Raw genomic sequence first — 17,454 nt, 5'->3', positions numbered from 1 at the left:
GGATCGAGCCCACAGTGCTTCTCGGGGCCAGTCAGGCAGCCGCGCCCCCACCGGGCTGGCCGCTATGAGCTAACTCTTCCTCGGCCGCTTCCTGCTCGGCTATGCGCCGACTCAGTGCGCCGATCCGGCCGATCTCGATAGCCTGTTCCGCGGTGATGTCGTCGGAGGTCCCGTCGGAGAAGGTGAACACCACGAACGGCGAGCCCTCGAGCACGAACGGCGCCACGTGCACCACGCGCTGACACTGGGTCAGAAACACGCTTTCGCTCGCACCGATGGCACCCCGGTCACTGCTCGACATTAGAGCTATTCCTCTCTCGCAACGGTTCTCCCTCGCGCCCCCGACAGCGCGGTGAGGTAATGGAACACGATCGAAGGCAATTAAGCCAAGTGCCGCCGTAATTCACTTCTGAATTACTGACCATTGCAAACCATCCTCAGCGATGCACCTCCCCGCGCGATCGGACGGGAGCTCTCGACGTTTCGGTGAGCTAGGACACTGTCCCAGGTTGTACCACCCTGACCTGGCGATCCGTGCAGTACGCACGGGTCGATTGGGCACATCGCCCGACCGGGGAAGTAATTCGAAACTGAATTGACAGGGAATTGGACGACACGGGTACACATCGCGTTCCATGGTGGATGCAAACACCCGGAATGAAAGTCGCACTATTGGTGCGACTCGCTCTCACAAATCGTGCGAGTTTCCGAGGGACATTAATTCGCCGCCCTAATGGGCGCATACGCACAATCGAGATCACGGAAGAAGTTCAACCATGTTCGCTAGCAACGCCGACGTCCAGATCCACTACACCGACACCGGTGGCGACGGCACCCCCGTGGTGTTCGCACACGGGTTCTTCATGGATGGCAGCCAGTTCGACCCCCAGCTGCCGTTGGTCAACGAGGGGCATTACCGGATCATCCGGTGGGACGCACGCGGCCATGGCCAGACCGAAGCGCCAGCCGGGCAGGCGTTCACCTATTGGGACTTGGCCAGCGACTGCCTCGCAGTCATGGACCACGCTGGCGTTGACACTGCCGTGATCGCCGGCATGTCCCAGGGCGGGTACGTCGCCCTGCGGGTAGCCCTGGCCGCCCCTGAGCGCGTCCAGTCGCTCATCCTGCTCGATACCGCCGCCGACGCCTCCACGCCGGAGGAGAAGGGCGACTACGCCTCCCTGTTCAGCGGATGGTGCGATCCGGAGGTTCCGCTCATGCCGATGGCGCTCCAGCTGGCACCGCGCCTCATCGGCGGCACCGAGGCTGACCAGATCCCTTGGATCAACAAATGGCTGAACTCGGACCGCCTGCGGATCCGCGAGGCCGGTGACAACCTCATCAACCGCGACTCGATCCTCGACCGCCTCGACGAAATCACCTGCCCCGCTTTGGTTCTGCGTGGCGACCACGATCCGACCAGCACCGCCCAGAAGTCCGCCGACATGGCGTCGCGGCTGGTCGGCGCGCGTGGCCTGGTGACGACAGTCGCAGATGCCGGCCACGCGGCGAACTGGACTCACCCCAAGCCCACCAACGCCGCACTATCGGAGTTCCTGTTCCTGTTCGGCACGGCTACGGCGCGTCGTCGCGCCGCAGCCTGAACCTCAGAAGCGGCCGACGCGCTTGAGTAGCTCGTCGCCGCCCACGTAAGGCATCCGGATGCCGAGGAAGTGCTGCATCGGCGGCAGATCACCCGGGCCTCGGGTGATCTGCACGAGCAGCGAGTAGGGCTGGCCGAAGCGCGAGTCCCACAGGTGCATGTATGGGGACTTTCTGTTGAATGTGACACTCCCGCTCTTCCACATGCGCGCGAAGTCCTCGGAATCACTGAGGTCGTTGAGCAGGTCGCGCGCCCATTCCGGGTTGCCGTGCTCGCTGATGAGCGTGCGGAACCAGGCCACAGTGAGCGCGGCCTCCCCCTCCCAATCCAGCATCGTCGTTCGCGAGTCAGGATGATAGAAGAACCAGGTCAGGACATTGCCAGCGTCTTCAAGCCCTGGATAAGCACGCCGGTAGGCGGCATTGGAAGCCAGCACGCGCCACATGGGATCCACCCATGCTGCGGCGTGCGGCGCCAGCCCGTCGAGTGCGGCCTGCATATCCGCGCTGATGACGTTGGTGTAGTCGTGCGACGCGGCCTTGGCCGTGGCTCTGGCCTTGGACTTCTTGGGGATGTCGGTCGCGGCGAGCTTGCGCAAGTATCGCTCTTCGGCCGCGGGCAGCGACATCGCCTGAACGAACAGGTCGATCGTTTGCTGGGTTGCCCTGCTCCACCCGTTCTCGATCGCCCCCAGCGAGTTCGGCTGTTGCCGGACCCAGAGGGCCACCTGCGCGCGCGGGAGATTGCGGCGCTCTCGAAGCTCGCGCATATAGCTGCCTGCGGAGTACTGCGGCAGCTTCTTGGTTCTGGAGGGCTCGCCCGCGTCAGCGGCATCAGTCATGGGACGTCCTTTCTGGTGCGGAGCAGGCAATCACGATCATGTTCGAATATACGTTCGAACACGCCAGTGGCCAGGCCGTGTGCGCGAAGCTACAGTCCGCACTGGTTATAACCACCTGCTCCTACGGAGCAAGCAAACCATTCGTTACCTCACATATGCAAATCATCTACCGCAGATCTGCGGAGCGGTGACGGAAACAACAACCTGAATAAGTCCTGTTAAACGTCCTACGACCCATGGCCTACCTGCGGGTACGATCTCGCCATGGCTGGCGGATTTCAGGAATGGCTGAAGCAAATCTCAGGAGGCATGAGCGCTCTCGCAATCTCACAGCACATGAACGTGAACCCCAGCAGAATCGACCGGCACCTGTTCGACAGCAGCAAACCGGCTGTCGCCCAAACGGTGATCGACTTCTGCCTGGCGTTCGGTATCAACCCCGCAGAAGGGCTGATCCACGCCGGACTCGCGCCGGCCGAGGCGTTCCGACTGCCTATTGTCGGAGATCGACCCACTGTCAATGACGCGTTGCGCTCGGCGACGAATGCGCAACTGGTAGAAGAACTTTCGCGTCGCCTGCTCGACAACACCATCGAGGCAGCGCCTTCGCCCCCGAAAGGGGGACGGCGCGGCAATCCCGCCAGGAGGTTGCTGTCATGATCACGACCGCCAACATCTTCCACACCGCCACCGCCCTGCTCTGCCTGGCAGTGGCGGTGTTACGCGTACGACGATGGCGCGACACCGGAACCCGCGCGATGACCGTTGCGCTTTTCGCTCTCAGCGCCCTGGTGGCCACAACCCTGGCCAACGGCTTCGAATGGGAGAGCCAGTCCATCGGCCCGACCTACCTCGACATGTTCTCCTACGCGTGCGCCGTGATCGTGTCCGCCGCTCTCATCTACCTAGCCGCCCGTGCGTGGTCCTTCACCAGACTGCTCTGGCTGACCCACGCAGCCGCGGCGATGGCAGGCGGGTTCATCGCCACCTACGGCTGCCTGGTCATTCACTACCACGGAGCGTCGCAGGCCCAGTTCATGCTGATTGTGACCGCGTGCATCGCCGGAACATCGGGCCTACTGCTGTTCGTCGCCAGCCTTGCCGCAGCGGCAGACCCGGAATTGCCGAGAGCCGCCCGGTCGACCCTTCTCATACTGGCGGCAGCCTCGCTCCTATGGGCCGTCGGTGCCGCGCGCCGCGCTGGCGACAACGTGACCACGGAGGGCTGGCTGACCACCTTCGCCCAACACCTGCCGTGGGAGTCGGTCTCGTACGCGGCCATCCTCTTCGCCATCGCCGGGGCCGCCGGGGCGTACCTGCCGTGGCGGGACGAAGCACCGCTGAAGCCAGATCTCGAGGACCACGAACCAGCGCAGCACTGAGGTCGCCGGGCTCGAAAAGCCATGCGTACCAGTCGGTTTGTGTCCCAATTCACTTCATCGGGATCTTTGCAGGTCAGGCGCGAAAAACGTCCTGAAAACAGCAGATCAGAGGGGCGACAGACGAAAAATCAGATGCTGCAAAATCTTTCGTCGGAGCTTTGTCGGCACCCCTGTCGGCACCTCAAGTTGTACTTGATTATGGAAAACGCCTATGACCGCTGGTCATAGGCGTTTTTCTATGCTCCCCCATCTGGACTCGAACCAGAAACCTGCCGATTAACAGTCGGCTGCTCTGCCAATTGAGCTATAGGGGATTGTTTCCCTGTCGGCCGCTCGGGCTGACGGGAAGAAACTTTAGCGTATGGGTTGTTCACTTCCCAAATCGTGGCTCTAGCTGGGGGGATGTGGTCGGTGGGGCGGATCGACAGGGGGGTGGGGTGTCGGGCAGGATGTAGGCGGCGGATGGGCTACTGGGAGGAGTTCTCGGAGATGCTGCGGTTGGTCATCGGTATCGCGGCCGGGTATGTGCTGGGCGCGAAGGCCGGGCGGGCTCGGTATGAGCAGATTAGTAAGACCACGCGAGCTATCAGTGAGAGTCCGGTCACCCGGAAGCTGGTGCAGGTGTCGCGGCAGAAGCTCGCGGACAAGTTGAGCACGCAGCCGAAGCTGGAGCCGATGGTGCCGCTGGATGAGCGGACCACCGTGCTGGTGCCGCACGATCAATTGCGGCGGTAGTTGAGGGAGGGGGCGCGGCGCTTCGCGCGCGACCCCTGTTCACTGAACGCGCACCCCCGGGTCGCTGGATACGCGCGGCCCCTGATTGTGGAACACGCACTGACAGGGGCAACGACGCGCTAGCTGCGGACGCTGAAGTCGTCGGAGTTGCCCATGGCTTGCACGAGCAGGCTCTTGCGGTATTGCTCCAGGGCGACCAGGTCGCCGAACAAGGCCATGTAGGCCTCGGGCTGTTCGGTGGAGGAGATGCGCTGGAGTTTGGACTTCAGTTCGGCGATCTGGCGGCCTACCCAGGCCTCTTGGGTGCGCGCCAGGACGCCGGTGATGAAGCGGGGGATGGCGTCGGCGGTTTTCACCGGCAGGGGTTCGGCGGCCAGTTCGGAGACGAGGGCGCGCAGGGTGAGGTCGTCGGTGTTGTCGGCGACGGCATTGACCCATTCGGCGCCGCCCAGGCCGGCGGAGGCGCCGCCGGCTTCGGCGATGGCGGCGCGGACGGCCACGTACGCGGGATGCGTAAAGGCTTCGGGCTCCAGGGAATCGAAGATGGGGCCGGCGAAGGCCGGATATTGCAGGGCCGCGGCGAGGGCCTGGCGCTGCGGGAGCATGCCGGGGTCGTTCGGGGTGGGGCGGGGGGCGGGCTGCTCGGCGATGGGTTGGCGCACTTCGCGATCGGGGACGGATTTGCCGCCGCCGCGGGCAAGTTTGCGGGCCTCGTCGCCGACGCGGCGGACCACGAGCTGGATGTCGTCCCAGCCGACCCAGCCGGACAGCTTGGTGGCGTAGGCCTTTCGCAGGGCGTTGTCCTTGATCTGCGCCACCACGGGGACGGCCTCGCGCAGGGCTTGCACCTGCTGCTCGGGGCTCATGTCCTTGGTGACCGGATCCTGGTACTTCTCGACGATGCCGCGGATCACGAACTCGTACAGGGCGACTCGGCGCGCCACCAGGTCGCGGACGGCGCCGTCGCCATTGCGCTGGCGCAGCTCGCACGGATCCAGGCCGTCGGGGGCGATGGCGATATAGGTCTGGCCGGCCAGTTTCTGGTCGCCGGAGAAGGCTTTCAGGGCCGCGGCCTGGCCGGCGGCGTCGCCGTCGAAGGTGTAGATGATCTCGCCGCGCCAGAAGTTGTCGTCCATGAGCAGACGGCGCAGGATCGCGAGATGTTCGTCACCGAAGGCCGTACCGCAGGACGCCACAGCGGTTTTCACGCCCGCCAGGTGCATGGCCATGACATCGGTGTAGCCCTCGACCACGATGGCCTGATGGCCCTTGGCGATCTCGCGCTTGGCGTGATCCAGGCCGTAGAGCACCTGAGACTTCTTGTACAGCACCGTTTCCGGGGTGTTGATGTACTTCGCCGTCATGGTGTCGTCGTCGTACAGGCGGCGCGCGCCGAAGCCGACGATATCGCCGCCGAGATTGCGGATGGGCCACAGCAGGCGGCGGTGGAAACGGTCCATGGGGCCGCGCTGGCCCTGCCGGGACAGGCCGGCGGCCTCCAGCTCCTTGAACTCGAATCCCTTGCGCAGCAAATGCTTCGTGAGGGTGTCCCACCCGGAGGGCGCGTACCCGCAGCCGAACTGGCGCGCGGCATTGGCATCGAAGTTGCGGTCGGTCAGGTACTTCCGCGCTGCCTCGGCCTCGTGCTCGCCCAACTGCGCCATGTAGAACTCGTGCGCGGCGGCATTGGCGGCGACCAGGCGGGCCCGGGTCCCGCGATCGCGCTGCACCGAGGTGCCGCCGCCCTCATAGCTGATCTTGTAGCCGATCCGGTCGGCCATCTGCTCGACGGCCTCGATGAAACCGACGTGCTCGATCTTCTGCAGGAAGGCGAAGACATCGCCGCCCTCACCGCAACCGAAGCAGTGGTAGACGCCGAGATGCGGGCGCACATGGAACGACGGGGTCTTCTCGTCGTGGAACGGGCACAGTCCCTTCATGGACTGCGGGCCCGCGCTCTTCAATGCGACGTACTCACCAACGACGTCCTCGATCCGAACACGTTCACGAATCGCCGCGATATCGCGGTCAGGAAGTCGGCCGGCCACGCAGCGAGTCTAGCTGCGTCCCGGCGACTCGCTCGACCGGGACGCACGGCTGGACACCGGACCGAATGGCCGCTCGCCGCCATGCCAGGATCTACCGGTGCTCAGCCTCTATCACCCCGCCCGGACACCGGTGCACGACGTCCCCGCCGGGACGAAGCTGCTGGTGCTCGCGGCGGCGGGCACGGCACTGTTCTTCGTCTCCTCGATCCCGTGGCTGGCGGTCGCGCTCGCCGTGGTGCTCGGGCTGTACGCGCTCGCCCGGATTCCGTGGCGCATGACCGCCCGCCAAACCCTCGGGCTGGCACCGTTCCTGGCGTTGATCATGCTGGCGCAGCTGATCTTCACCGGCTGGCAGGCGGCGGTCGTGGTCGGCGAACGCCTGCTCACGCTGGTACTGCTGGCCAATCTGGTGACCTTGACCACTCGCACCTCGGCCATGATCGACACCATCGAGCGGGTGCTCGGACCGCTGCGACCGCTCGGCGTCCGGCCCGAGCGCGTCGGGCTACTGGTCGCCATGACCATTCGCTTCATTCCCGTCATTCGCGAACAGGCCGAACTGGTCCGGTCGGCCCAGCGTGCGCGCGGCATCGAACGCAGCACGGTGTTCCTGGTCCCGCTGCTGATCCGCACCCTCCGCATGGCGGACAACGTGGGCGAGGCCCTCGATGCCCGCGGCCTCGACTGACCATCGTCCGGACAGACGCGCTGGTCGAGGCGAATCAGGGTGCCCTTAGGATGCGTCGGTGCGAAGTAGGGATTTGGCGCAGATTGCGCTGTTTGCGGCGATTATGGTCGTGCTCGGGTTCTTTCCGCTGATTCAGCTGCCGGGAGCGTTCGCGCCGTTCACTTCGCAGACCCTGGGCGTGATTCTCGCGGGATCGATTCTGGGCGCGAAGCGCGGCGGGCTGGCGATTCTGCTGTTCGTGGTGCTCGTCCTGGTGGGCTTGCCGGTGCTGCCCGGCGGGCGCGGCGGGCTGTCGGTGATCTTCGGACCGACCGGCGGGTTCGTGTTGGCCTATCCGATCGGCGCGTTCGTGATCGGGCTGCTGACCGAGCGGCTGTGGAAGCAGTACAACCTGGCCGTCGCGCTGGCCATCAACTTCCTGGGCGGCGCGATCGTGCTGTACGCCATCGGAATTCCGTGGATGGCGGTCGCGGCGGACATCCCGCTGAGCAAGGCCATCACGACCTCGGTGGCGTTCATCCCGGGCGATGTGGTCAAGACGGTGATCGGCTCGCTGGCCGCCATCGCGGTCCGCCGGGCCTATCCGCTGATCCCGGCACGCGCATGATCGAGCTCAGCGGCGTCTCGCATCGCTTCGGCGAGCGCGAGGTGCTGCGCGGGATCGATCTGACGCTGCGCGAGGACCGGATCGCCGTCATCGGCTCGAACGGCTCCGGGAAATCCACCTTCGCGCGCCTGCTCAATGGTCTGCAGGTGCCGACCGAAGGCCAGGTGCGGGTGGACGGGCTCGATACCCGCAAGCAGGGCAAGGCGGTTCGCCGGCAGGTCGGTTTCGTCTTCCAGGATCCGGATGTGCAGATCGTCATGCCGACCGTGGCCGAGGATCTGGCCTTCGGGCTCAAGCATCACGGACTCGGCAAGGCGGAGATCGCCGATCGGGTCACCGAGGTGCTCGCCGAATACGGGCTGAGCGACTACCGCGACCACCCCGCGCACCTGCTCAGCGGCGGGCAGAAGCAGATGCTCGCCATTGCCGCAGTACTGGCCGTCCGCCCGAAGTACGTGATCTTCGACGAACCGACCACTCTGCTCGATCTCCGCAACAAGCGCCGCATCACCACCTTGCTGCACGAACTCCCCCAGCAAGTCGTGGTCATCTCCCACGATCTCGACCTGCTCACCCACTTCGACCGCGTCCTCGTGTTCGACGAGGGCCGCATCGTCGCCGACGGCTCACCCGAAACCAGCATCGCCCACTATCTGGAGATGCACTCGGCGAACTGAGGAACCGCGCCGTCCACACGTCGACAGCCGGTGACCACGTATTCGACTCGGCTGGCCAGAGTTTCACTTTGTCATCCCGGCATGTTCTTGGCCGGGATCCACACCGGCCGGATGGATTCCGGCCAAGAGCGCGCCGGAATGACGAAGCAGAGTTCGGCCGGAGGTTCAGGGAATGACCGCGGCGACTCGCTCCAACCGGCTCTCGGTGTAGGAGGCGATCTGGTCGACGATCACCCGCACTCGGGCGGTGTCGTCTTTCGCCGCGTCCCACCAGGGTAGGAGGAGGCGGTCCAGGCCGTTCGGAGCCACGGCCAGGAGCCGGTTGGCCACCATGTGGATGCGTTCGCGCTGACCGGCTTGGCGCACTTGGTGAATGGGGTCGGACAGGACGTAGCGCAGGGCTACGGTTTTGAGGACGGCGACCTCGGCGGCGACTATGCGCGGGACTTCCAGGTCGGCGGCATAGCGGGAGAGCTGGCGGGAGCCGAAGGCGGCGCGGGTGGCCTCGACCGCCGCGGTCGCGAAACGGCCCACCAAGTCGCTGGTGAGACGTTTCAGCGCCACGGAGGCGACCAGGGAACCGTCGTAGTTCGCGGCGGCGACCACCACGGGAAGTTCGGAGAGGCGTCCGGCGGCGGCGATCAGCTCATCGGCGGTGAGGGAAGGGTGCTGGCGGGCACCGAGTTCGGCCAGCGCGGCCTGCTCGATGGGGTCCGACAGGGCGCGCAGATCGATGCGGCCGACAATGATGCCGTCCTCCACATCGTGGACCGAATAGGCGACATCGTCGGCCCAGTCCATGATTTGGGATTCCAGGCATTGGCGGCGTTCGGGCGCGCCCTTGCGGACCCAGGCCAGGCGATCCATATCGACGTCGTAGGCGCCGAACTTGGTTCCGGGACCCGTTCTGCCCCACGGGTATTTGATGACCGCGTCGAGGGCCGCACGCGTGGGGTTCAAGCCGTAGCTGTGGCCCTGGTCGTCGAAGACCTTGGGTTCCAGGCGGGTAAGGATGCGCAGGTTCTGGGCATTGCCCTCGAAACCGCCGTGGGCGTCGGCGAATTGATCGAGCGCCTTCTCGCCATTGTGGCCGTAGGGCGGGTGCCCGATATCGTGCGCGAGACCGGCCAGGTCGACCAGATCCGGATCACAGCCGAGGCCGTCGGCAATGCTGCGGCCGATCTGCGCGACCTCCAGCGAATGGGTGAGCCGGGTGCGCGGGGTGTCACCGTCGCGCGGGCCCATGACCTGGGTTTTGTCGGCCAACCGGCGCAGCGCCGCCGAGTGCAGCACGCGCGCCCGATCGCGCGCGAACTCACTGCGCCGCGCGGGGGTCGGCGACCAGCTCAATCCGGCGGTGCGGCCGGTTTCGGGAACCAGGCGTTCCCGGTCGTGGTCGGTGTAGACCCGGTCGTAATCGATGCGCGTGTCCATGACTCACTGATCCGCGGTGTACTTGAAGTCGGCCGAATAATGGGTGAGCTTGTACCAGAGCAGGGCGAAGGTCTCACGGAAGATGCCGTGCGCCTGCGATTCCCGCGTGTACACCGCCGGCCCGGTGCGGGTCGGCGCGGTCCACGCCGAGAGGCCGGCGTCGCGGGCCATGGTGCGCGTGCGCAGGGAATGCCAGGGGTCGCTCACCAGCACCACCGCGGTCTTCCCGCGCGCCAGCAGCGCTTTCGACACCGCCTCCACGCTCTGCAAAGTGTCCGAACCGGTTTCCACCGCCAGGATCCGATCCCCGTCGATGCCACGGGATTTGAGGTAGTTCTTCCCGGAGGCGGCCTCGGTGTAATTGTCGCCGATCTGTTTTCCGCCGACGGTCACGATGAGCGGCGCCACGCCCTTCTGGAACAGCTTGTACGCCTGGTCCAATCGCGCCTCGAACACCGTGGACGGCGTGCCGTCGTACTGCGCGGCCCCGAGCACCACAATGGCGTCCGCCGGCGAGTAGTCGGTGATCCGGGCCACCTGCCACACCCGCACCGCCGTCCCGCCCACCACCAGCACGCCCATGATGAGCGCCCCGGCCAGCAGCCGCTTGGCCCAGCGCCAGCTACCCGCGACGCAGCCGCGGGGTTCGTCGTCGACTTCCCGAGTCATCCATGCCGGTTCGGGGTCGCGGTTCCGGAGTTTTACCAACCGCGCCGCCGCCACTCGGGCAGTGCGGGGCGTTCGGCTCCGAGGGTGGTGTCGTCACCGTGGCCCGGGTACACGACGGTGTCGTCGCCATACCGGTCGAACAGTTTCGACTCCACATCACCGAGCAGCGAGGTGAATTCCTCCGGCGAACCGGTCTTCCCGACGCCGCCCGGAAACAGCGAGTCACCGGTGAACAGATGCGTGCGACCCTCGCCGTCGGTGAACGCCAAGGCCACCGAGCCGGGCGTGTGCCCGCTCAGGTGGATGACCTCGAATTGCAGCTCACCAATGCTGATCTTGTCCCCATCCGCCAGGATCCGCCCCGGCGGCACGGGTAGCGACTCCGCGTCGAGGGCGTGCGCGGCCGTGGGAATCCCGGTCGCGGACACCACATCCTGCAGCGCCCACCAGTGATCCGGATGCCGGTGCGTGGTGACCAGCAACTCGACCCGATCCGCGGCCTCCTGCCCGATCAGCTCGAGAATCCGCTCCGCCTCATTGGCCGCGTCGATGAGCAGCGCCGCGCCCGTACCCGCGCACTGCACCAGATAGACATTGTTGTCCATCCCGCCGACCGACATCTTCACGATGCGCGCGCCGGGCACCGAGCGCTGCTGCGGATTGGCGCCCGGCGAGACATGACCCGTGTACGGGGAATCGATCGTGATCACCTCACCGATCGTAGTCATCGGCGCCGACACGGGTGGCGGGAAGAAACTCCTCGCACCCCATCGCGACGGATAGATTCGACCCATGCCGCTCCGTAAGCAGCTGTCCGTGATCGCGACCGGCCTCCTGCTGGCCCTGTTCCTCGCCGCCGCGCCGGGCGCGGCGGAGGAGCCACAGCGACTGCCCACCTATGTGACCGATACCGCCGGGGTGCTCAGCGCCGGGCAGACCGCGCAGTTGCAGACCGCCATCGACTCGCTCTATGCGAAGGATCACGAGCGGCTGTGGATCGTGTACGTGCGCGACTTCGGCGGGCTGGACGCGAACACCTGGGGTGACCGGACCGCGAACGCCTCCAATTTCGGGGACCGGGATGTGCTGCTGTCGGTCGCGGTCGAGGATCGGGCCTACGCGTTCACCGGGACGGTGCCGGAGTCGGTCACCGACAAGGAATTGGATCGGCTGCTCATCGACAAGGTGGAGCCCAAGCTGCGGGCCGGTGACTGGGCGGGAGCCGGGCTGGCGACCGCGAACGGGCTGTCGGAGGCGATGAATTCGTCCGAGGGCGGGGTGAGTTTCCGGACGATTCTGGTGCTGCTGCTGATCGTCGCGCTGGTGGTGGCGGCGCTGTGGTTCTGGTCGCGGACGCGGCGCAACCGGCGGCTGCGCGCCGAGGTGGAGGCCGCGCGGAATGTGGATCCGACCGATGCCGAGGCGTTGACCGCGCTGCCGCTGACCGCGCTCGATGCGAGGTCGAAAGAGATCCTGGTGGATCTCGACAATGCCATTCGGACCAGTTCCGAGGAATTGCGCCTGGCCACAGACGAATTCGGCGGCACCGCGACCGCGCCGTTCACCGCGGCGCTGCAAGCCGCGAAAGACGCGCTCGCCAAGGCGTTCTCGATCCGCCAGCAACTCGACGACGACATCCCGGAGACACCGGATCAACAGCGCACCATGCTGGTGGACCTGATCAGTGGCTGCGGCCGCGCCGACCGCGAACTCGACGCCAAGGTCAGCGAATTCGACTCCATGCGCAATCTGCTCATCAATGCCGGGGATCGGCTGGACGCGCTGACTCGCGATGTCGTGGATCTCACCACGCGCGTACCGAACTCCGACGCCACGCTGACCCAGTTGCTCGCCGGACACCCGCCTTCGGTGCTCGCTCCCATCCGCGACAACGTGACCATGGCGAAGGAGCGAATCGCGTTCGCGGAGAGCAGTATCGAGCAGGGCCGCGACGCGGTGGCGAAACCCGTCGGCCGGCAGGGCGGTGCGGTGGCCGCCATACGCGGCGCGGAGTCCGCCCTCGACGCCGCCCGCACGCTGCTGTATGCCGTGGACACCGCGGCCACCGATATCGAGCAGGCCCGCGCCGGATTGCCCGGCATCATGGAAGAACTGCGCCGCGATCTCGCCACCGCCGCCACCCTCACCCAGCACGGCGGCCCCGACCTGACCGCCGCCGCCACCGGTGCGCAATCCGCCCTCGACGACGCGAACGCCCAGGGCTCCACCAACCCGCTCGGCTCCTTCCGACAGGCGGTAGCCGCCGACACCCTGCTCGACAAGGCGATCGCCACCGCCACCGACCGCAAACTCGCCGCCGAAGAACTCGCCCGCCGCCTCGACCAGGCCCTCACCGCCGCCCGCTCACAAATCAATGCCGCCTCCGACTTCATCAGCACCCGCCGCGGCGGCGTCGACGCCGAACCCCGCACCCGCCTCGCCGAAGCCCAGCGCAACCTGGACCAGGCCCAGCAACTCGCCACCTCCGACCCCGCCCAAGCCCTGCAATTCGCCCAGCGCGCAACCGAACTCGGCGCCCGCGCCCTGCACACCGCCCAAGCCGCCGTCCGCGATTGGCAGGCCCAACAACAAACCACCTCCAATTCCCAAGCCGGAGCAATCCTCAGCGGCGTCCTACTCGACGGCATGCTGCGCGGCATGGGCACCGGCTACCGCAGCGGCGGAGGCGGATTCGGCGGCGGAGGCAGCCGAGGCGGCAGCTACGGCCCCGGCTCTTTCGGCGGCTCCTCCGGCTCCCGCCGCATCAGCCGCGGCGGCCGCTTCTAGCAATCATGATCACCGGGAACTGGTGGCGGCATTTCGCGAGAAGCCCCCGCCACCAGTTCCCGGTCGATGCATTTTCACTCTTGGGTCAGAGCCAGCCGAGGCGTTCGGCGGTGCGGACTGCTTCGGCGCGGGTTTTGGTGCCCGTTTTGCCGATTGCGGCGGAGAGGTGGTTGCGGACTGTGCCCTCGGAGAGGTGGAGGGTTTTCGCGATGGCGACTGCTGTTGCGCCGTCGGCTGCGGCGGCGAGGACTTCGCGTTCGCGGGCGGTGAGCGGGGATGTGCCGGCGGTGAGGGTTTCGGTGGCCAGGGCCGGGTCGACTACGCGCAGGCCCAGGTGGACGCGGCGGACGGCGTCGGCGAGTTCGCGGGCGGGGGTGTCCTTGACGACGAAGCCGTCGGCGCCGGCGTCGATGGCGCGGCGCAGGTAGCCGGGGCGGCCGAAGGTGGTGACCATGAGGATGCGCACGCCGGGGTGGGCGGCGTGCAGTTGGGCGGCGGCCGAAATGCCGTCCAGGCCGGGCATTTCCACGTCGAGGAGGGCGACGTCGGGGTGGGTGCGTTCGACGGCGGCGAGCACTTCGTCGCCGCGGCCGACTTCGGCAACGACCTGCAGGTCGGGTTCGAGCCCGAGCAGGGCCGCGAGCGCGCCGCGCACCAGCGCCTGATCGTCGGCGAGCAGCAGTTTGATCATTCCAACTCCCGTGTCGAGGCCGCCGGAAAGCTGGCCAGCACCTGCAATCCACCGCCCGGTCGGTTCGACACCGTCAGCGTGCCGCCGGTGGCCCGCACCCGTTCCCGCAGTCCGGACAATCCGGAGCCGAATCGAATCCCGTCCGCCGTGCCCGCGCCATCATCGCTCACCTCGATGCTGGCCGGCGTCACCCGCACCGTGGCGTGCCGGGCTCCACTGTGCCGCACGATATTCGTGACCGCCTCGCGCAGGACCCAGCCGAAAACCACGCTGTGCCGGATCGGCAAGTCGTCGGAGTCCGGCAATTCGGCGTCGATCTCCGCCGCGCGCAAGGCCGTTCGCGCATTGGCCAACTCCCCGGCCAGCGACATCTCCCGCAGCCCGCCCACCGTCGAGCGCACCCCCGCCAGCGATTCCCGCGCCAGCCGCTCCACATCCGCCATCTCGGTCCTGGCGCGCTCGGGATCCAACTCCAGGAGCCGTTGCGCCAGTTCTGTCTTCACCGTGATGACGGTCAGCGAATGCCCGAGAATGTCGTGCACATCCCGCCCCACCCGCAATCGCTCCTCCGCGATCGCCAGCTCCGTCAACCGCCGCCGCGCCTGATCCAACTGCTGATTGCGCCGGATCAACTGCCGAATCCCGCCCACCGCGACCGCCGCCAGCCCGATCGACTGCATCGACGCCCACGCCGGCTCCTCCCCCGCCGCCAGTTGCGGCACCACCGTGGTCGCCAGGATCAACCCGATCAGCACCGGCACCGCCCGCCGCACCGGCAGCACGAACGCGATGAACGACGCCGGATAGACCGCCAGCCCCAGCGCGTCGAACCGCAGCGTGACGGCCGCCGCAGCCATGAGCGCGGCGAGCACCGCCAATGGCATCACCACCAGCCGGATATCCGGATTGGGCCAAACCCCCTGCAGCACAATCGAACTCGACAGCTCATCCGGTCCCGCCCCGGTTTCCCGGTCGAGCCGCGGCGCCGGAACCCGCAACGCGAGCCAGAACGCCCCCACGTAGCAAACCCCGAACGCCACCACGACCGCCACCGTGTACCACCGCGCCCCCGCCCCCTCCAGCGCCCACGCCTCCCGTAGCGGATCGATCAAATAGACCGACCACACGGCGGCGAAGATCCACCCGTATCGCCGCCGCCGCGCAATGCTCGCCCGCACCTCGCTGTCCCGCACACCGCCGGACGCTACCCGACCGAACCCGAACCCGATCCCCCGCAACCCTCCGGCAACGGCGACCTCCCGCCCCATCTCAGGCCGCTTCACCACTGCCCGCAGCCCGGCCGGCGATCTGCGGAATTCCAGGTCACGACCATCTCCTCGACCGATCCCTCCGATGCGGGAGACAGGGCAGTGCTCATCCCTCCACCTTCCGCCACGACCGGCGGCGATGCCCCCACTGTTCGTCACGCTTCATCCATGACAAACGTCATCAGCACCACCCGTCCGAGCCATGGATCGGCCTGCGAACCGAGCAATCCATAGTTCCGGCGGTCGGTCGCGCGGAGTGCTCGATCGGCCCCACGGCCCCACGTCACCGGATTCGATGTCCCACATTGCCTCCGATAAGGCACTCGGCAGCCGACCCGGCCCGCAGATCGAGCGAACCGTCCGACGACAGGGCCAATCGAATCAACCTCCAGGCATCCACCGGGGCATGCGCGTTCGCGGTGAATGCCGCATCATGACCGGCGCGGCGGATCAGGCGGTGATGGTGATGGTGTGCAGGCCGCTGGGGCCGTGTGGGAAGGGTGGGCGGGTGGTGGGGTCCTGGACTTCGCCGGAGCGGCTGGTCGCGCGGGCCTGGATGGTGTGGTCGCCCGGCGGGAGGTCGATGATGGTGCGCCAGCGGCGCCACGAGGCGGGGGACAGTTCGGCGCCGAGTTCTACTGGGAGCCAGTCTGTTTCGTCAATGCGGATCTCTACGGCGGAGACGCCCCGGGGTGGGGCCCAGGCGACGCCGGCGATGGTGTGCTTGCCGGAGCCGGGGGTGCCGCACGAGGCCACGTCGATGCGGGCCTGCGGGGTGACGAAGAGGGGTTCCCTGGTCCAGCCGCGCTTCCACCAGTAGTCGATGTGGGTGTCGTCGGAGAGTTCCAGTTCGGTCAGCCATTTGGCGCCGGTGTACTGGCCGTAGAGGCCGGGAACGAAGACGCGGGCGGGGAAGCCGTGTTCGGGCGGGAGGGGTTCGCCGTTCATGCCGATGACGAGGTAGCCGGGCCATTCGCCGGTGCGCAGGGGCTCGAGGGGAATGGAGATGGTGTAGCCGTCGATGGCGCGGGTCACCAGGCGGGTGGCACCGGATTCGGGGACGGCGTGGTCGAACAGGGCGGTGAGGGGGACGCCGAGCCAGCGGGCATTGCCGGCACGGCCGGAGCCGGGGATGTTGTGCACGCAGACCATGACGGCGTCGAATTCGACCGCTTGCTCGGCCAGATCGCGCAGGGACAGGCGCAGCGGATGGGCGACCTTGCCGGTGATGGACAGCCGCCACTGGGTGGGGTCGATGCGAGGCGGGCGTGAGTTCACGTCGGCCACATAGAACTTGCCGGTCTGGGTGATGAGCGGCGACAGGCCGGGCTCGGTGCCGAAACCGTCCTCGGGAATGGGGGTGTGCGCACCCCGCGGGCCGAGGCGTCCGACCAGTTCACGATGGCGTTCATCGGCGCGGCGAATCATCGTTTCGGCCGTGGCCAGCAGGCCGAGTCCGGTTGCCGCCCACAGCAGCCCACCGCGCAATCGGCTCGGCGGCCGGAGCAGGCCGGAGCGCAGGACACCGGCGGCCGCGAGACCGCCGAGCGCGCCCGCCATGGACGGGTTCGGTCCGCGCAGCGCCGTGGCGGCCGCGCCGGCGCCGAAGAGCGCGGCGGCCGGGGTGCGCCATCGATTCGGGAGGGCGGCCAGCGCCGCGGAGGTGGCGACGGCGCCGAGGGCCACTCCGGCGCGAGCGGTCTCCTTGTCGTGTTCGCCCGCCCTGGCAACGGTCGCCTCGACCACCTGCACCGGCGCGGTATCGGCCAGAACCCGGCCGACCCCGTCGATCATCGAACCGCCCCGGGCGGCGGCGACCAGCTCGCCGGCGCCGAGCGCCCCCAGACCCACCGCTGCCGCACCCAGCAGCCGACCCTTACCGTTCACCGACACAGCTCGACCTTCCGTAACTTCCCGGCCATCACGGCCCATTCTTCCCCAGGCCGGGTATGTCCCAGCGGGTTTCGCGCAGGACTCCCGGCCTCATTTCGGCCTGGGTGTGAGTTCTGCCGGACCGGCCACCA

The 17,454-nt window shown here is 67.3% G+C and carries 17 protein-coding genes and 1 tRNA gene; 8 read left to right on the top strand and 10 right to left on the bottom strand.

All coding sequences use genetic code 11. The features are described 5' to 3' along the window. Window positions 1–31: 31 nt before the first annotated feature. Complete coding sequence (locus ACFVIV_RS13090) at window positions 32–301, bottom strand: hypothetical protein (protein WP_379195726.1); 270 nt, start codon at window positions 299–301, stop codon at window positions 32–34. A gap of 475 nt (window positions 302–776) precedes the next feature. Between ACFVIV_RS13090 and ACFVIV_RS13085 the strand changes: the two genes are divergently transcribed. Next, window positions 777–1,604 (top strand): alpha/beta fold hydrolase, encoded by an 828-nt coding sequence (locus ACFVIV_RS13085; protein ID WP_379195724.1) that lies wholly within the window; start codon window positions 777–779, stop codon window positions 1,602–1,604. Window positions 1,605–1,607: 3 nt separating this feature from the next. Here ACFVIV_RS13085 and ACFVIV_RS13080 read toward each other — a convergent pair whose 3' ends face one another. Beyond that, window positions 1,608–2,444, bottom strand: coding sequence for a hypothetical protein (locus tag ACFVIV_RS13080; protein WP_379195722.1), 837 nt, complete (start codon window positions 2,442–2,444; stop codon window positions 1,608–1,610). 264 nt (window positions 2,445–2,708) lie between these two features. Here ACFVIV_RS13080 and ACFVIV_RS13075 point away from each other — a divergent pair, with 264 nt between their 5' ends. Next, a complete protein-coding gene (locus ACFVIV_RS13075; protein WP_379195720.1) occupies window positions 2,709–3,104 on the top strand; it encodes a hypothetical protein in 396 nt (131 codons plus the stop codon). After that, window positions 3,101–3,826 carry a hypothetical protein gene (locus ACFVIV_RS13070; RefSeq protein WP_379195718.1) on the top strand — a complete coding sequence of 242 codons (726 nt, stop codon included), beginning with the start codon at window positions 3,101–3,103 and terminating at the stop codon, window positions 3,824–3,826. The genes ACFVIV_RS13075 and ACFVIV_RS13070 overlap by 4 nt, the downstream gene beginning before the upstream one ends. A gap of 241 nt (window positions 3,827–4,067) precedes the next feature. On the opposite strand, the gene ACFVIV_RS13065 is transcribed toward ACFVIV_RS13070, so the two are convergent. Further along, window positions 4,068–4,140 (bottom strand) — tRNA-Asn (locus ACFVIV_RS13065). A 175-nt stretch (window positions 4,141–4,315) separates the two neighbouring features. Between ACFVIV_RS13065 and ACFVIV_RS13060 the strand changes: the two genes are divergently transcribed. Beyond that, window positions 4,316–4,561 carry a hypothetical protein gene (locus tag ACFVIV_RS13060; protein ID WP_379196356.1) on the top strand — a complete coding sequence of 82 codons (246 nt, stop codon included), beginning with the start codon at window positions 4,316–4,318 and terminating at the stop codon, window positions 4,559–4,561. A 119-nt stretch (window positions 4,562–4,680) separates the two neighbouring features. Here the strand turns inward: ACFVIV_RS13060 and dnaG are convergent, their stop codons facing one another. Further along, window positions 4,681–6,609, bottom strand: coding sequence for a DNA primase (gene dnaG / locus ACFVIV_RS13055; RefSeq protein ID WP_379195716.1), 1,929 nt, complete (start codon window positions 6,607–6,609; stop codon window positions 4,681–4,683). A gap of 97 nt (window positions 6,610–6,706) precedes the next feature. Between dnaG and ACFVIV_RS13050 the strand changes: the two genes are divergently transcribed. Genes ACFVIV_RS13050 through ACFVIV_RS13040 form a run of 3 tightly spaced genes read left to right on the top strand, consistent with a single transcriptional unit; the run spans window position 6,707 to window position 8,581 of the window. Then, window positions 6,707–7,297 (top strand): energy-coupling factor transporter transmembrane component T family protein, encoded by a 591-nt coding sequence (locus ACFVIV_RS13050; RefSeq protein WP_379195714.1) that lies wholly within the window; start codon window positions 6,707–6,709, stop codon window positions 7,295–7,297. Window positions 7,298–7,355: 58 nt separating this feature from the next. Next, window positions 7,356–7,904, top strand: coding sequence for a biotin transporter BioY (locus ACFVIV_RS13045; protein WP_379195712.1), 549 nt, complete (start codon window positions 7,356–7,358; stop codon window positions 7,902–7,904). Beyond that, window positions 7,901–8,581, top strand: a complete 681-nt coding sequence (locus ACFVIV_RS13040) for an energy-coupling factor ABC transporter ATP-binding protein (RefSeq protein ID WP_379195710.1) — start codon at window positions 7,901–7,903, stop codon at window positions 8,579–8,581. The genes ACFVIV_RS13045 and ACFVIV_RS13040 overlap by 4 nt, the downstream gene beginning before the upstream one ends. Window positions 8,582–8,746: 165 nt before the next feature. On the opposite strand, the gene ACFVIV_RS13035 is transcribed toward ACFVIV_RS13040, so the two are convergent. Genes ACFVIV_RS13035 through ACFVIV_RS13025 form a run of 3 tightly spaced genes read right to left on the bottom strand, consistent with a single transcriptional unit; the run spans window position 8,747 to window position 11,412 of the window. After that, entirely contained in the window at window positions 8,747–10,015 is a 1,269-nt protein-coding gene (locus tag ACFVIV_RS13035) for a deoxyguanosinetriphosphate triphosphohydrolase (protein ID WP_379195709.1), read from the bottom strand. 3 nt (window positions 10,016–10,018) lie between these two features. Further along, entirely contained in the window at window positions 10,019–10,684 is a 666-nt protein-coding gene (locus tag ACFVIV_RS13030) for a YdcF family protein (RefSeq protein ID WP_379195707.1), read from the bottom strand. Between the two features lie 32 nt (window positions 10,685–10,716). Continuing rightward, a complete protein-coding gene (locus ACFVIV_RS13025) occupies window positions 10,717–11,412 on the bottom strand; it encodes an MBL fold metallo-hydrolase (RefSeq protein WP_379195705.1) in 696 nt (231 codons plus the stop codon). A 64-nt stretch (window positions 11,413–11,476) separates the two neighbouring features. Here ACFVIV_RS13025 and ACFVIV_RS13020 point away from each other — a divergent pair, with 64 nt between their 5' ends. After that, complete coding sequence (locus tag ACFVIV_RS13020) at window positions 11,477–13,471, top strand: TPM domain-containing protein (protein WP_379195703.1); 1,995 nt, start codon at window positions 11,477–11,479, stop codon at window positions 13,469–13,471. Between the two features lie 85 nt (window positions 13,472–13,556). Here ACFVIV_RS13020 and ACFVIV_RS13015 read toward each other — a convergent pair whose 3' ends face one another. The 3 genes from ACFVIV_RS13015 to ACFVIV_RS13005 all read right to left on the bottom strand — a co-directional run bounded on the left by ACFVIV_RS13015 (window position 13,557) and on the right by ACFVIV_RS13005 (window position 17,317). Further along, the gene (locus tag ACFVIV_RS13015; protein WP_379195701.1) at window positions 13,557–14,162 is read right to left on the bottom strand and encodes a response regulator; all 606 of its coding nucleotides are present in this window, start codon (window positions 14,160–14,162) and stop codon (window positions 13,557–13,559) included. Beyond that, window positions 14,159–15,355 carry a sensor histidine kinase gene (locus tag ACFVIV_RS13010; RefSeq protein WP_379195699.1) on the bottom strand — a complete coding sequence of 399 codons (1,197 nt, stop codon included), beginning with the start codon at window positions 15,353–15,355 and terminating at the stop codon, window positions 14,159–14,161. The genes ACFVIV_RS13015 and ACFVIV_RS13010 overlap by 4 nt, the downstream gene beginning before the upstream one ends. Before the next feature lie 525 nt (window positions 15,356–15,880). Continuing rightward, window positions 15,881–17,317 (bottom strand): molybdopterin-dependent oxidoreductase, encoded by a 1,437-nt coding sequence (locus tag ACFVIV_RS13005; protein WP_379195697.1) that lies wholly within the window; start codon window positions 17,315–17,317, stop codon window positions 15,881–15,883. Window positions 17,318–17,454: the final 137 nt, after the last annotated feature.

The organism is Nocardia sp. NPDC127526 (assembly GCF_042672265.1).
Taxonomy (GTDB): Bacteria; Actinomycetota; Actinomycetes; order Mycobacteriales; family Mycobacteriaceae; genus Nocardia.
The sequence above is the reverse complement of the archived record's forward strand: the minus strand, read 5'-3'. Positions and strand labels throughout refer to the sequence as shown.

Coding starts and splice junctions, on each gene's coding strand:
- ACFVIV_RS13090 (WP_379195726.1), bottom strand. CDS start 301: ATGTCGAGCAGTGACCGGGGTGCCATCGGTGCGAGCGAAAGCGTGTTT.
- ACFVIV_RS13085 (WP_379195724.1), top strand. CDS start 777: ATGTTCGCTAGCAACGCCGACGTCCAGATCCACTACACCGACACCGGT.
- ACFVIV_RS13080 (WP_379195722.1), bottom strand. CDS start 2,444: ATGACTGATGCCGCTGACGCGGGCGAGCCCTCCAGAACCAAGAAGCTG.
- ACFVIV_RS13075 (WP_379195720.1), top strand. CDS start 2,709: ATGGCTGGCGGATTTCAGGAATGGCTGAAGCAAATCTCAGGAGGCATG.
- ACFVIV_RS13070 (WP_379195718.1), top strand. CDS start 3,101: ATGATCACGACCGCCAACATCTTCCACACCGCCACCGCCCTGCTCTGC.
- ACFVIV_RS13060 (WP_379196356.1), top strand. CDS start 4,316: ATGCTGCGGTTGGTCATCGGTATCGCGGCCGGGTATGTGCTGGGCGCG.
- ACFVIV_RS13040 (WP_379195710.1), top strand. CDS start 7,901: ATGATCGAGCTCAGCGGCGTCTCGCATCGCTTCGGCGAGCGCGAGGTG.
- ACFVIV_RS13035 (WP_379195709.1), bottom strand. CDS start 10,015: ATGGACACGCGCATCGATTACGACCGGGTCTACACCGACCACGACCGG.
- ACFVIV_RS13030 (WP_379195707.1), bottom strand. CDS start 10,684: ATGACTCGGGAAGTCGACGACGAACCCCGCGGCTGCGTCGCGGGTAGC.
- ACFVIV_RS13025 (WP_379195705.1), bottom strand. CDS start 11,412: ATGACTACGATCGGTGAGGTGATCACGATCGATTCCCCGTACACGGGT.
- ACFVIV_RS13020 (WP_379195703.1), top strand. CDS start 11,477: ATGCCGCTCCGTAAGCAGCTGTCCGTGATCGCGACCGGCCTCCTGCTG.
- ACFVIV_RS13015 (WP_379195701.1), bottom strand. CDS start 14,162: ATGATCAAACTGCTGCTCGCCGACGATCAGGCGCTGGTGCGCGGCGCG.